Source organism: Streptomyces europaeiscabiei (assembly GCF_036346855.1).
GTDB classification, from domain to species: Bacteria; Actinomycetota; Actinomycetes; order Streptomycetales; family Streptomycetaceae; genus Streptomyces; species Streptomyces europaeiscabiei.
Genome location: NZ_CP107841.1, coordinates 7,558,377 through 7,571,482, shown reverse-complemented (window position 1 = coordinate 7,571,482; position 13,106 = coordinate 7,558,377). Strand labels below are relative to the sequence as shown.

Below are 13,106 nucleotides of genomic sequence, written 5' to 3'. Positions count from 1 at the left end.
CGGTTCCCCACGCAGCCGAAGAGCCGAGAGCTGTGCCGCCGGTCTTCGGCGGCACAGCTCTCGGCTGGTCTTCGACGCGGCACAGCCCTCGGCCGGTCTTCGGCGCCACAGCCCTCAGCCGAAGATGGCCAGGCTCTTCGCCTTGCCCTTCTGGTTCTCGACCAGGGCCAGGAAGCTGCCGGTGGGGTCGTAGACGGCGACGGCACCGCGGCCCGCGTACTCCTCGGGCATCTCCAGTCGCACCCCGTTCAGCAGCAGCCGCGCCCGTCTGTCGTCCACGTCCCAGCGGGGGAACGCGGCCGTGGCGGCCTCGGCGATCGGCATCACGATCAGTTCCTGCTGGTGCTGGTCGAGGGTCCGCGCGGAGTCCAGCTTGTACGGCCCCACGCGCGTCCGGCGCAGTGCGGTGAGGTGGCCGCCGACGCCCAGACCGGCGCCCAGGTCGCGGGCGAGGGCCCGGATGTACGTCCCGGAGGAGCACACCACCGACACCACCAGGTCGAGCACCGGGGTGCCGTCCTCGGCGACGGCGTCCCGCACGTCGTGGACCGCGAAGGAGGAGATGGTGACGGGCCGGGCCGGGATCTCGAAGTCCTCGCCGTCCCGGGCCCGCTTGTACGACCGCACTCCGTTGATCTTGATGGCGCTGACCTTGGACGGCACCTGCATGATCTCGCCGGTCAGCTCGGCCACACCGGCGTCGACGGCGTCGCGGGTGACCTTCGACGCGTCGACCGACGCCGTGATCTCGCCCTCGGCGTCGTCGGTGACCGTCGTCTGCCCGAGCCGGACGGTCCCCAGATACTCCTTCTCGGTGAGCGCGAGGTGACCGAGGAGCTTGGTCGCCTTCTCCACCCCCAGGACGAGCACACCGGTGGCCATCGGGTCGAGCGTCCCCGCGTGCCCGACCCGCCGGGTCCGGGCGATGCCCCGCATCTTGGCGACGACATCGTGCGAAGTGAAGCCCGACGGCTTGTCGACGATGACAAGGCCGTCGGGCGTGGTGGTCTTCTGGCGCTGCTGGGTCATTCGGCGGCGTCGTCCTCGTCGTCGTCCGGCTTGCGGTACGGGTCGGCGTCACCGGCGTACTTCGCCCCCGAGGCGCTCTCGCGCACCTGGGCGTCCGAGGCCCGCGCCTTGTCGAGGAGGTCGTCGATGGTCTTGGCGGTGTCCGGGAGGGCATCGGCCACGAAGGTGAGGGTCGGTGTGAACTTCACCTGAGCGGCCCGCCCGACCTCGGAACGGAGGATGCCCTTGGCGCTCTCCAGTCCCGCGGCGGCGGCCGCCCGCTCCTCGTCGTCCCCGTAGACCGTGTAGAAGACGGTCGCCTCCCGCAGGTCCCCGGTCACCCGGGTGTCCGTGATGGTGACGTGTGAGCCGAGCCGCGGGTCCTTGATCCCACGCAGCAGCTTCTGGGCCACCACCTCTCGGATGAGGTCCGCCAGCCTCTTGGCACGCGCGTTGTCGGCCACTGGTCCGTCTCCTAGCTCGTTCCGCGTTACTGCTGTTTCTTGGATTGTCTCTGCGACCGGTCAGTCGTCGTCACCGTGCAACCGCCGTCTGACCGAGAGCAGTTCGACCTCGGGACGCCCGGCGACCAGCCGCTCGCACCGGTCCAGTACATCGGTCAGATGCCCCGTGTCACCGGACACCACCGCCAGCCCGATCACGGCCCGGCGGTGCAGATCCATATGGTCGACCTCCGCCACACTCACCGCGAACTTGCGGTGCAGTTCGGCCACGATCGGACGGACGACGGAGCGCTTCTCCTTCAGCGACCGTACGTCGCCGAGCAGGAGGTCGAAGGACAGAGTCCCCACGTACATGTGTGTATCCGGTTCACCCGCCGGTACGGGATAGATGGCCTGCCCACAGCCCGGGGCAGGAACATCAGAACCGTACAACGAAAGGCGGACACCCTCGACGGGATTGTTTCGCCGGAGGCCCGGGGGCACAGCCCCCAGGAACGGCCACACCGGCCGGGGGTGAACAGGTCACCCCCGGCCGGCATGAACCACCGCTGGTTACGACCGCGGCTTCTCGCGCATCTCGTACGTCGCGATGACGTCGTCGATCTTGATGTCGTTGAAGTTTCCGAGGTTGATACCGCCCTCGAAGCCTTCGCGGAGCTCGGTGACGTCGTCCTTGAAGCGACGCAGACCGGAGATGGTGAGGTTCTCCGCGATGACCTTGCCGTCGCGGACGAGGCGCGCCTTGGTGTTGCGCTTGACCTCGCCCGAGCGGACCAGGACACCGGCGATGTTGCCCAGCTTGGACGACTTGAAGACCTCGCGGATCTCCGCCGTGCCGAGCTCGACCTCCTCGTACTCCGGCTTGAGCATGCCCTTGAGGGCCGCCTCGATCTCCTCGATGGCCTGGTAGATCACCGAGTAGTACCGGACGTCGACGCCCTCGCGCTCCGCCATCTGCGCCGCGCGGCCCGCAGCGCGGACGTTGAAGCCGATGACGATCGCGTCGGAGCCGGTCGCCAGGTCGATGTCCGACTCGGTGACCGCACCCACGCCGCGGTGCAGGACGCGGATGTCGACCTCGTCGCCGACGTCGAGCTGGAGCAGCGAGGACTCGAGGGCCTCCACCGAACCGGACGCGTCGCCCTTGATGATGAGGTTGAGTTCCTGCACCAGACCGGCCTTGAGGGCCTCGTCCAGGTTCTCCAGGGAGAACCGGACACCCCGGCGGGCGAAGTTGGCGTTGCGCTCACGCGCCGCGCGCTTCTCGGCGATCTGACGGGCCGTACGGTCCTCGTCGACGACGAGGAAGTTGTCACCGGCACCCGGGACGTTGGTGAGACCGAGGACGAGGACGGGGGTCGACGGACCCGCTTCCTCGACGTTGTTGCCGTTGTCGTCGAGCATCGCCCGGACCCGGCCGTACGCGTCGCCGACCACCATCGTGTCACCGATGCGCAGCGTGCCGCGCTGGACCAGGACGGTCGAGACGGCACCGCGGCCGCGGTCGAGGTGGGACTCGATCGCGATGCCCTGCGCGTCCTGCTGGGGGTTGGCCCGCAGGTCGAGCGAGGCGTCCGCGGTGAGGACCACGGCCTCCAGCAGGGAGTCGATGTTCAGCCCCTGCTTGGCGGAGATGTCGACGAACATCGTGTCGCCGCCGTACTCCTCGGCCACCAGACCGAACTCGGTGAGCTGACCGCGCACCTTGGTCGGGTCGGCGCCCTCGACGTCGATCTTGTTGACCGCGACCACGATCGGCACGTCGGCCGCCTTGGCGTGGTTCAACGCCTCGATCGTCTGGGGCATCACACCGTCGTTGGCCGCCACCACGAGGATCGCGATGTCGGTCGACTTCGCACCACGGGCACGCATGGCGGTGAACGCCTCGTGGCCCGGGGTGTCGATGAAGGTGATCCTGCGCTCTTCGTCGTTGACCTGGGTCGCGACCTGGTACGCACCGATGTGCTGCGTGATGCCGCCGGCCTCGCCCGCGACGACGTTCGTCTTGCGGATGGTGTCGAGGAGGCGGGTCTTACCGTGGTCGACGTGACCCATGACGGTCACGACCGGCGGACGCGCGACGAGGAACTCCTCGCCGCCCTCGTCCTCGCCGAACTCGATGTCGAAGGACTCGAGGAGCTCGCGGTCCTCCTCCTCCGGGCTGACGATCTCGAGGATGAAGTTCATCTCGTCCGCGAGGAGCTTCAGCGTCTCGTCGGAGACGGACTGCGTGGCAGTGACCATCTCGCCGAGGTTCATCATCACGCCGACGAGCGACGCCGGGTTGGCGCCGATCTTCTCGGCGAAGTCGGTGAGCGACGCACCGCGCGACAGGCGGACGGACTGTCCGTTGCCGCGAGGCAGCATCACGCCGCCGACCGACGGGGCCTGCATGGCCTCGTACTCCTGGCGCCTCTGCCGCTTCGACTTGCGACCACGACGCGCGGGACCACCGGGACGACCGAAGGCGCCCTGCGTGCCACCACGGGCACCCGGACCACCGGGACGACCGCCGAAGCCGGGACGACCGCCGCCGCCACCGGGACCACCCGGACGGCCGGCGAAACCGCCACCGCCGCCACCGGGACCACCCGGACGACCGGCGAAACCGCCACCGCCGCCACCGGGACCGGCGGGACGACCGGCGAAGCCGCCGCCACCGGGACGACCGCCGCCGCCACCGGGACCACCGGGACGACCGCCGCCACCGGGACCACGGCCACCGGGGCCACCGCCGCCGGGACGCGGGCCGGCAGCCGGACGCTGCGGCATCATGCCGGGGTTCGGACGGGCGCCGCCGGGGCCGCCGCCGGGACGCGGACCGCCACCCTGCGGACGGGGCATGCCGCCCGGGGTCGGACGGGAGCCGCCCGGAGCCTGCGGACGGGGACCGCCGCCGGCACCCTGCGGACGCGGCGCCTGGCCGGGAGCCGCGGGACGCGCACCGCCCTGGGCGCCACCGGGACCACCCTGGCCGCCGGGACGCGGAGCGCCACCGGGGCGGGGGCCCTGCGGGCGGCCCATGCCGGTGGAGCCACCGGAGGTGAAGGGGTTGTTACCGGGACGCGGACCCGCGGGACGGGCACCGCCCGGCTTGGGCGCACCGGCACCGCCGGGGCGCTGACCACCGGGACGCGGCGCCTGGCCACGGTCCTGACGGTCTCCGCGGTCCTGACCACGATCCTGACGGTCCTGACCCGGACCACCCGGACGCTGACCACCGGGACGCGGCGCACCCGGGCCGGGACGGACGCCCGGACGCGGGGCGGACGGCGCGGACGCGGCGGCCGGAGCCGACGGGGGCGCCTGGAACTCGGGCACGCTCGGGGCCGGGGAGGCCGGAGCGGGCTTCGGCGCCGGCGGCTTGGGACCCGGCAGCGGGCGCGGGCCCGGAGCCGGAGACGCGGCAGCGGGCTTCTCCGCGGCGGGCGGCTTCGGTGCTGCCGGACCCGGGCGCGGGGCGGCCGGACGTGCGGCCTGCGCGGGAGAGGGTGCCGCCGGACGTGCCGGGGCGGACTTGCGGGGGGCGGGCTTGCCGCCGCCGTTGCCCTGCTGGAGGGCATCGGTCAGTTTGCGTACAACGGGCGCCTCGATCGTCGAGGACGCCGAACGGACGAATTCACCGAGTTCCTGGAGCTTGGCCATGACGACCTTGCTCTCAACCCCGAACTCCTTGGCGAGTTCGTATACCCGGACCTTAGCCACTTCGCTCCTTTTTAGGTCCGGGTGCGTCCGGACCGTCGCTACTTCATGGGCGTACTCATCGCGTGCTCATCGAGTGCTCATCGCAATCTCGACCTACTTCCAACTCGCGGGGTACCAGGGCCGCACGGAGGTTCCGTACGACACGTCTTACGGTGTTGCCTGCTCGGCAACTGTTGTCTGCTCCACGTATTGGCGCAACGCCTTTGTGTCGAGCGCTCCCGGGGCACGCAGCGCCCGCGTGAACGCCCGACGGCGAAGCCCCAGGTCGAGACAGACCTGGGCGGGGTGAACGTACGCACCCCGGCCGGGCAGCGTACCGCGAGGATCGGGGACGCATTCGCCCTCGGTCGCCACGACCCGCAGCAGTTCGGTCTTGGCCGATCGCTGCCTGCACCCCACACAGGTGCGTTCAGGGCATGCGCGGGCGCGCGTCCGGCCAGACACTGCTAAGTCTACCTCCCCGCACCGACCTCACCCCTCCGGGGCAAAAATCGAACGGTTGTTGTCGTGATCTAAGCCACCTGCGGCTTGGATCTATTCCCCGGCCACCGGGAAGTACCCGGATGGCCCGGTCGGACGTCCGATCGAGTGGTTACTCCGCCGGCTGCTCGGTGTCCGGGCGGATGTCGATCCGCCAGCCGGTGAGGCGGGCGGCGAGGCGGGCGTTCTGGCCCTCCTTGCCGATCGCCAGCGACAGCTGGTAGTCGGGCACCGTCACGCGCGCGGAGCGGGCCGCGAGGTCCACCACCTCGACCTTGGAGACCCGGGCCGGGGAGAGCGCGTTCGCCACCATCTCCGCCGGGTCGTCCGACCAGTCGACGATGTCGATCTTCTCGCCGTTCAGCTCGCCCATGACGTTGCGCACCCGGCCGCCCATCGGGCCGATGCAGGCACCCTTGGCGTTCAGGCCGCTGCGGGTGGAGCGGACGGCGATCTTCGTACGGTGACCCGCCTCGCGCGCGATGGCGGCGATCTCGACGGACCCGTCGGCGATCTCCGGCACCTCCAGCGCGAAGAGCTTCTTCACCAGACTGGGGTGTGTGCGGGAGAGCGTCACGGAGGGACCGCGGACGCCCTTCGCCACCCGTACGACGTACGAGCGGAGCCGCATGCCGTGCTGGTACGCCTCGCCCGGGACCTGTTCCTGCACCGGCAGGATGGCCTCCAGCTTGCCGATGTCGACGAGCACGTTCTTCGGGTCGCGGCCCTGCTGGACCACACCGGTGACGATGTCGCCCTCGCGCCCCGCGTACTCGCCGAGCGTCGCGTCATCCTCCGCGTCCCGCAGCCGCTGCAGGATCACCTGCTTGGCGGTGGTGGCGGCGATGCGCCCGAAGTCAGACGGGGTGTCGTCGAACGGACGCGGCTCCTGCCCCTCCTCCAGGTCCTCGGGGTCCTCCTTCGCCCACACGGTCACATGGCCGGTCTCCCGGTTGAGCTCCACGCGCGCGTGACGGCGGCTTCCCTCGGTGCGGTGGTAGGCGATGAGGAGGGCCGCCTCGATCGCCTCGACCAGCAGGTCGAAGGAGATCTCCTTCTCCCGCACCAAGCCCCGCAGGGCACTCATGTCGATGTCCACGGCTACGCCTCCTCTTCTTCCGTCATGTCCTTCTTGTCCTTGCGGTTGAACTCGACCTGGACGCGCGCCCTGTCGATCTCGTCGAAGGCGAGCCGGCGGGCGGTGGCCTTGCGGCCCTTCACTCCGGGCACTTCGAGGTCGAGGCCGTCGTCGTCCACGGTCAGGATTCTGGCGATCAGTTCCCCGTCCTCGCGGAGCGTGAACTTCACCAGCCGGTCGACGGCGCGGCGGTAGTGGCGGTGCTCGGTGAGGGCGCGCTCGGCGCCCGGCGTCCCGACTTCCAGCGTGTACTCCGCCTGGCCCATCGCGTCCGTCTCGTCCAGCTTGGCCGAGAGCGCGCGGCTGACGTCGGCGACCGCGTCCAGATCCGCGCCCTCGTCGGAGTCGACGACCACGCGCAGCACCCGCTTGCGTCCGACCGAGTCCACTGCGATCTCTTCGAGATCCAGGCCCTGGGAGCGTACGAGCGGTTCCAGTAGTTCTCGCAGCCTCTCGCTCTGGGTGGTGCTCATCCGGGTGACTCCTCGGCCGCGTGTGCTGTTGTGGGTAGGGCGCGTGTCAGGTCAAAGGGTAGCCGCTCCGCTGGGGTGTTGCCGTCCATGCGGCGCCTGTGCGTGGGGGTGCCCAACGGCTCGGGGGCGCCCGTATTCGGGTGGCCGCGGGTGCATGGGGCTCGTCGCACCCACACGGCGGAGCCGCATGTCGATACGCCTCGCGCCCTTATCGGGGCGCGGGGCCTTTCACGGGTACGGTGATCACACCGCTTCTTTGTTCGTACGACCTCCCTAGGACGTCTGCTGTGTCGTTCAGCCTGTCGTCGCGTGCCCTTTCCGGGCCGCGCAGAAGGAGTTTGCTCGTCGGGGCCGCCGGTGCCGGCCTGCTCGCGGGGTGCTCGTCCGGGGGTGAGGGCTCGGATGCCGCCGGGAGCGGTCCTTCGGCCGTGGAGCGGGCCCGCGCGCGTGTGGCCCGGGACAGTGAGGCGCTCGTGGAGCGGTACGACGCCGTGATCGCCGCGCACCCGGATCTGGCCGCGCTGCTGACACCGCTGCGGGCGGAGGTCGTACGGCATGCCCGGGCGTTCGGGAGCAGAAAGGCGGCGGGCGCCGGTGAGGCGGGTGCGGGTGAGGCGTCCGCTTCTCCGTCCGGTTCGGCCTCCGCGTCGGCGTCCTCCTCCCCTTCCTCCTCCCCCGCGCCCGAGGACCCCGAGGCTGCCCTCGCCGAGTTGGCCGCCGCCGAGCGGAGTCTCGCGGACCGGCGGGCCAAGGCGTTGCTGGAGGCGCCGGGTGAGGTGGCCCGGCTGATGGCTTCGGTGGCCGCGGCGGGGGCCGGGCACGCGTATGTGTTGACGGAGGGGGCGAAGTGAGCAGCGGGGAGCTGAAGGCGGTACAGGCGGCGCTCGGGGCCGAGCACGCCGCCGTGTACGGGTACGGCGTCGTCGGCGGGAAGATCGGCGAGACGCGGCAGCGCGAGGCGCGGGAGGCGTACGACGCGCACCGGGCCCGCCGGGACGCGCTCACCCGGGCCGTGCGGGACCTGGGCGGCAGACCCGCCGCGGCGGCGGCCGGATACTCGCTGCCCTTCCAGGTGACCGATTCCGACTCCGCAGTACGGCTCGCCGCCGAGCTGGAGGAGCGGGTGGCCGGCGTGTACTCCGATCTCGTCCGGGCGTCCGAGGGCGACCGGCGGGGCACGGCGGCCGAGGCGCTGCGGGAAGCGGCGGTGCGGGCGGTGCGGTGGCGCGGCGGAAGCGTAGCCTTCCCTGGTCTCGCCGAGCGGACGGCCGCCGCCGGCCCGTCGGCGACACCGCACACCTGATCACGGTCCGGAAGGGAACGACTCGCACATGGCGCGCATGGCTTTCGATGACTTCGAACCGCCGCAGCGGCTTGTGCGAGCGCTCGCCGAGACCCGGCGGCCGGACGGCGGTGACGGGATCGGCGAATGGCTGGAAACGCTCCCCGAGCTGCTGCAACAGGCCGTCGGTCTACGCGAGTTGACCGTCGAGCGGGTGCAGGCGCCCGGCGGCCGCAGCAGTCTGGTGCTCCTCGTACGGCTGGTCGACGACACCCCCGCCGTGCTCAAGCTGGCGCCCGAGCGGGCCCGGCCGGAGAGTGAGCGGGCGGCCCTCGCGTACTGGGACGGGCGGGGCGCGGTGCAGATGCTCAACCCCGGGGACAGCTCCGGCGTACTGCTGCTGGAGCGGCTGCATCCCGATCTGTCGGTGCGGTCGCTGCCCGAGGCGAAGGCTCTGCTGGAGGCTGCGGCGACCTTGCGGCGGCTGTGGGTCGAGCCGCCCGGGGCACATGTCTTCGAGACCGTGGCCGGGCGGACGGGCCGGCAGGCCGAGCTGATGCGGTTCGGCTCCGCCGGGGACGCCGAAGTGCGGGCGCTGGTCGACTCGGCCCTCGCCGCGCGGGAGGAGCTGCTGGCCGCCCCGCCCGAGGAGCGGTTGCTGCACGGGACGTTCCGGCAGAGCAAGGTGCTGGCCGGGGAGCGGTTGCCGTGGCTGGCCGTGGGGCCGGATCCGGTGGTGGGTGAGTGTGCGTTCGATCTGGCTCGGCTGGTGCGGGACCGGGTGGAGGATCTGATCGCGTCGCCGTCGGGGGCGGCGATCACTCGGCGGCGGGTGAAGAAGCTGGCCGAGTCGTTGGATGTGGATCAGGAGCGGTTGCGGGGGTGGACGTTGTTCCGGGCCGTGGAGTCGGGGGTTCGGGCTCGGCGGGTGGGGCGGCCTCGGGACGCGGAGTTGTTGCTGGAGTTCGCCGGGTGGCTCTAGCTTCGCCGGAGGCCGGACCGTTCGAAGCCACGGGTCGTGTGGTGCTGGTCGCGGGGTTCCCCGCGCCCCTCAGTGAGCCCCCAGTCTCAAGGCCAGGACGGGGCAGTCGGCCGCTGCTCGCTTCGCTCGTTCCAGAGCCGCTCTCGGGAGCGGCCCCTTCTCGAACAGCGGGTAGCCCCACTCGTCCAGGGTGACGTGGTCGGGGAGGAGTTCCGCGCACAGGCCGTGGCCCTGGCAGGCGGTCCAGTCGACGTCGAGGGTCGGGGCCGTGGGGGCGTTCATGGTGTCAGCTCCGGTTCTCGGGGACGGGCAGGACGGGCGTGTGGTCGGTGGCCGTGCAGTGGCCGTGGGCATGGGCGTCGAGTTCGTGGGCGAAGGTGGTCAGGGCGCTGCGGACCAGGCGGACGGTGCCGTCGGGGTGGTGGCAGACGCCTCGGCCCTCCACCAGGCCGGCCCAGCGGGCGATGTCGTCGCGGGCGGTGCCCTGCGGGCCGGGGGCGGCCAGGGTCCGGAAGGCGGCGGCGATGCGGGGCAGACCGTTGAGGCAGGGGCCGCACTGACCGGCGGACTCCAGGGCGAGGTAACGCAGGACCCGGGCGGTCTCGGCGGGGCCGCAGCGGTCGGCGGGGAGAGCGGCGAGCACTCCTGCGCCCAGGTCCGCCGCGGTGAGGGTGAGTCGAGCGGCCTGGCGGGTCGGGATCCAGGTGCCGTGGTAGCCGCCGATCAGGACCGCGCTCGTGCCGTGGAGGGGGAGCAGGCGGTGCAGGGGGAGTCCGTAGGGGGCTTCCACGACTCGGGGAGCGCGGCCCGGCACGTGGAGCGTGCACAGGACGCTGCCGGGGTCGGCCGGGGTGCCGGCCGAGCGGTACCAGTCGGCGCCGTAGCGGGCGATCAGGGCCAGGTGGGCGAGGGTCTCGACGTTCTGGACGAGCGTGGGGGCGCGGTGCACCCCCTGTTCGCGGACCGGGGGGTTGCGGTGCCGGGGCAGGGCGGCCCGGCCGTCGAGGTACCGGGTGAGAGCCGAGGACTCGCCGGAGAGGAAGCGTCCGGGGACGCGGACGATTCGTACGGGTACCGGGTCGCTGCGTTCGGCGACGGCCGCTTCCAGGTGGGCCGCGCCTTCCTCGACCGCGAGGTACGCCTCGGCCGCGCCGGTCGCCTCGGCGGCCAGGCGGAGGCCGTCCAGGACGAGGTGGGGTGACAGGCGCAGCAGCGTCCTGTCCTTGGCGCTGGCGGGTTCGCCCTCGGACCCGTTCGCGACGACCACCGGGGCGCGGCCGGTGCGGCGGCCCGCCTCGGCGACGGAGGCGAGCTTGCGGTACGTGGGGAAGGCGGCGCCGCCTCGACCGGTGAGGCCGGACTCGGCTGCCGTCCGGAGCAGGTCGGCGGGGGCGAGGGCGGTGAGGGGGCCGTAGCGCTGTTCGTGGGTGGGGTGGTCGGCCGGGGTTCCGCCGGGGGCGAGGAGGCGGGGTGGCATGTGGAGGTCGGAGAGGACCGTCGGGACGGTGGGGGCGGTCGTGGTGGTCACGGGCGGGCTCCTTCGGCCGTGCGGAGCAGGGTGGCGGGGGTGGGGCGGGAGCCGCGTACGGCGTGGGCGGTGCGCAGGGCGAGGGCGGCGAGCACCGCGGCGACGCAGGCGGCCGTGAGCCAGAGCATCCAGGCGGTGCCGTTGTCCGTGCCGATGCCGATGCCGTGGACCAGGGCGAACGGCCAGGACGCGTACGCCAGCCAGTGCACGGCACGCCAGGTGCGGTGGCCGACGCGGGCCCGCAGGAGGCTGGTGACCAGGACGGCGAGCATCAGGTCGAGGGCGACCGTGCCGAGGCCGAGCCAGAGGGGCTGGTAGGCGGAGACGAAGGGGACGAACGTGTCGACGGCCGTGATGTCGACGTAGTCGTCGATCACGGCGGCCGCGATGTGCAGGACCAGGAACGCCGTGGCGGAGAGGGACAGGGCGCGGTGGAGGGAGACCGTGCCGAAGCGCGGCAGTCCGGGGATGCGGGTGCGCAGCCGCACCGCGATGCCGAGGAGGACGACGACGGTGAAGAGGACCAGGCAGACGGCGCCGGTGGCTCTGTTGGCGTACCAGAGGATCTCGTCGCTCATGCGGTGTGCTCGGCCTTCGGGGTCGGTGACGGCCAGCCCGGCGTGGTGACGACCGTGCCCTCGTGGGTGACCAGTCGGGCGGGAAGGCCGAGGCGGGACAGCCGGCGGACCGCGGTCTCGCCCTTGACCAGGGCGGCGGTGGTGGCGGCGTTGGCGTCGGCACAGGTGGCGGCGGCCACCGAGACGGTGCGCCAGGGGGTGGTGGCGGGCCGGCCCGTGCGGGGGTCGAGTATGTGGTGGAGGTCCTGGTCGCCGCGGCGCCAGCGGCGGGCCGTGGTGCCGGAGGTGGCGAGGCCGCCGCTGCGGATGCCGACCGTGGCGTACGGGCCGTGCTCGGGGAGTCGGTCGACCGGGGCCGTCTCGTCCTGGACGCGGATGCGCCAGCCGCCGGCCGGGGGTTCGCCCGCGACGGCCGTGTCGCCGCCGAGGCTGACCAGGATGCCGCAGCCGGCGGCTCGGGCCAGCAGGTGCGCCGCCTTGTCGGCCGCCCAGGCCTTGGCCGTGGCTCCCAGGTCCAGGCTGACGCCGGCGGGGAGGGTCACCGTGTTCGTGACACGGTCCAGTTCGACCAGGCTCCAGCCCGGCGCCCGCTTCACGGTGAGCCGCACCGGGCGGTCGTCCTCCTGGACCAGGGTGAAGTCCCGGTCGTAGCCGAGGGCCTCCATCGCCGAACCGACCGTGGGGTCCACCGCACCGTCCGTGGCGCGGGCGGCGCGCAGGGCCACTGCCAGTGCCTCGGCCAGCAGCGGGCTGACCTTCACGGGACGCCCTTCGGCAGCGTTGAGCGTCGACAGTTCCGAGTCCGCTCGGAAGCGGCTGCAGGCGGCGTCGACCTCGGCCAGGTGCCGGGCCAGGAGCAGGTTGCAGGAGTCGAGCAGGGCCGGTTCGGTGGTGACCAGGCGGACGCTCGTGCCGAGGGCTCGCCAGTCCGTGGCAGCCGTGGGGCGGGAGGTCGTGGACGCGGTCATCACGACGCCCCCGATGTCGAGTCCGCGGAGTCGTCCGTGGAGGACGTCATCGCGTCGGAGGAGGACTGGAGGTCCGAGGAGGCGTCGGAGGAGGAATCCGAGGAGGAGTCGCTCGAACCGTCCGAGGAACTCGAACCGTCCGAGGCGGAGGAGGAGTTCGACGACGTGTCCGTGCCGCTGGTGCCGCTGTCGCTGTCGCCGCTCGAACCCGTGTCGCCGCTCGTGCCCGACGATGTCGAACTCGTGCCGCTGCCGCTCGCGGTGGTGGCCGCGTCCGCCTGCATCGTGCCGATCAGCGCGAACATGCCGGCCGCCGCCGCGAGCGTGACCGCCGCCGCGGTGGCCGCCGTACGCCGGGCGCCTCTGCGGATCCCCGCGACGGCACCTCGTTCACTGGTCGTCATGACCGTTCCCCTCCGTAGTGACGTTCTGTCACGCCCTACGGTCGGGGAACGGTCTGAGAGAAACCTGTGAGGCGCCTATACGCCGCCGGAGAAGAT

15 protein-coding genes are annotated in these 13,106 nt (G+C 72.2%); 3 read left to right on the top strand and 12 right to left on the bottom strand.

Annotated elements, in window-relative coordinates:
- Window positions 1-114 precede the first annotated feature (114 nt).
- The 7 genes from truB to rimP all read right to left on the bottom strand — a co-directional run bounded on the left by truB (window position 115) and on the right by rimP (window position 7,268).
- Window positions 115-1,029: a tRNA pseudouridine(55) synthase TruB gene (gene truB / locus OG858_RS33210; protein WP_086749042.1), complete on the bottom strand. Its 915-nt coding sequence runs from the start codon at window positions 1,027-1,029 to the stop codon at window positions 115-117.
- A complete protein-coding gene (rbfA, locus tag OG858_RS33205; RefSeq protein ID WP_037696213.1) occupies window positions 1,026-1,472 on the bottom strand; it encodes a 30S ribosome-binding factor RbfA in 447 nt (148 codons plus the stop codon). Before rbfA ends, truB begins: the two co-directional genes overlap by 4 nt.
- Window positions 1,473-1,532: 60 nt before the next feature.
- Window positions 1,533-1,826 carry a DUF503 domain-containing protein gene (locus OG858_RS33200; protein WP_013000329.1) on the bottom strand — a complete coding sequence of 98 codons (294 nt, stop codon included), beginning with the start codon at window positions 1,824-1,826 and terminating at the stop codon, window positions 1,533-1,535.
- A 198-nt stretch (window positions 1,827-2,024) separates the two neighbouring features.
- Window positions 2,025-5,177, bottom strand: coding sequence for a translation initiation factor IF-2 (gene infB, locus OG858_RS33195; protein WP_319066748.1), 3,153 nt, complete (start codon window positions 5,175-5,177; stop codon window positions 2,025-2,027).
- A 147-nt stretch (window positions 5,178-5,324) separates the two neighbouring features.
- Window positions 5,325-5,621 carry a YlxR family protein gene (locus tag OG858_RS33190; RefSeq protein ID WP_086749973.1) on the bottom strand — a complete coding sequence of 99 codons (297 nt, stop codon included), beginning with the start codon at window positions 5,619-5,621 and terminating at the stop codon, window positions 5,325-5,327.
- 148 nt (window positions 5,622-5,769) lie between these two features.
- A complete protein-coding gene (gene nusA / locus OG858_RS33185; RefSeq protein ID WP_037696211.1) occupies window positions 5,770-6,756 on the bottom strand; it encodes a transcription termination factor NusA in 987 nt (328 codons plus the stop codon).
- Window positions 6,757-6,758: 2 nt separating this feature from the next.
- Window positions 6,759-7,268: a ribosome maturation factor RimP gene (rimP, locus tag OG858_RS33180; RefSeq protein ID WP_086749972.1), complete on the bottom strand. Its 510-nt coding sequence runs from the start codon at window positions 7,266-7,268 to the stop codon at window positions 6,759-6,761.
- 287 nt (window positions 7,269-7,555) lie between these two features.
- Here rimP and OG858_RS33175 point away from each other — a divergent pair, with 287 nt between their 5' ends.
- From OG858_RS33175 to OG858_RS33165, 3 genes are read left to right on the top strand one after another with little or no spacing between them, the layout of a single operon-like run.
- Window positions 7,556-8,119, top strand: a complete 564-nt coding sequence (locus tag OG858_RS33175; protein ID WP_406199316.1) for a hypothetical protein — start codon at window positions 7,556-7,558, stop codon at window positions 8,117-8,119.
- Window positions 8,116-8,571, top strand: coding sequence for a ferritin-like domain-containing protein (locus OG858_RS33170; RefSeq protein WP_086749970.1), 456 nt, complete (start codon window positions 8,116-8,118; stop codon window positions 8,569-8,571). The genes OG858_RS33175 and OG858_RS33170 overlap by 4 nt, the downstream gene beginning before the upstream one ends.
- Window positions 8,572-8,599: 28 nt before the next feature.
- Window positions 8,600-9,532, top strand: coding sequence for an aminoglycoside phosphotransferase family protein (locus tag OG858_RS33165; RefSeq protein ID WP_373420846.1), 933 nt, complete (start codon window positions 8,600-8,602; stop codon window positions 9,530-9,532).
- 69 nt (window positions 9,533-9,601) lie between these two features.
- Here OG858_RS33165 and OG858_RS33160 read toward each other — a convergent pair whose 3' ends face one another.
- From OG858_RS33160 to OG858_RS33140, 5 genes are read right to left on the bottom strand one after another with little or no spacing between them, the layout of a single operon-like run.
- Window positions 9,602-9,814: a ferredoxin gene (locus OG858_RS33160; RefSeq protein WP_086749969.1), complete on the bottom strand. Its 213-nt coding sequence runs from the start codon at window positions 9,812-9,814 to the stop codon at window positions 9,602-9,604.
- 4 nt (window positions 9,815-9,818) lie between these two features.
- Entirely contained in the window at window positions 9,819-11,060 is a 1,242-nt protein-coding gene (locus tag OG858_RS33155; RefSeq protein WP_328544186.1) for an NADH-ubiquinone oxidoreductase-F iron-sulfur binding region domain-containing protein, read from the bottom strand.
- Entirely contained in the window at window positions 11,057-11,638 is a 582-nt protein-coding gene (locus OG858_RS33150) for a ferric reductase-like transmembrane domain-containing protein (protein WP_319066742.1), read from the bottom strand. The genes OG858_RS33155 and OG858_RS33150 overlap by 4 nt, the downstream gene beginning before the upstream one ends.
- Window positions 11,635-12,606 carry an FAD:protein FMN transferase gene (locus OG858_RS33145; protein WP_319268786.1) on the bottom strand — a complete coding sequence of 324 codons (972 nt, stop codon included), beginning with the start codon at window positions 12,604-12,606 and terminating at the stop codon, window positions 11,635-11,637. The genes OG858_RS33150 and OG858_RS33145 overlap by 4 nt, the downstream gene beginning before the upstream one ends.
- Window positions 12,606-13,010 (bottom strand): hypothetical protein, encoded by a 405-nt coding sequence (locus tag OG858_RS33140; RefSeq protein ID WP_179201070.1) that lies wholly within the window; start codon window positions 13,008-13,010, stop codon window positions 12,606-12,608. Before OG858_RS33140 ends, OG858_RS33145 begins: the two co-directional genes overlap by 1 nt.
- Window positions 13,011-13,106: the final 96 nt, after the last annotated feature.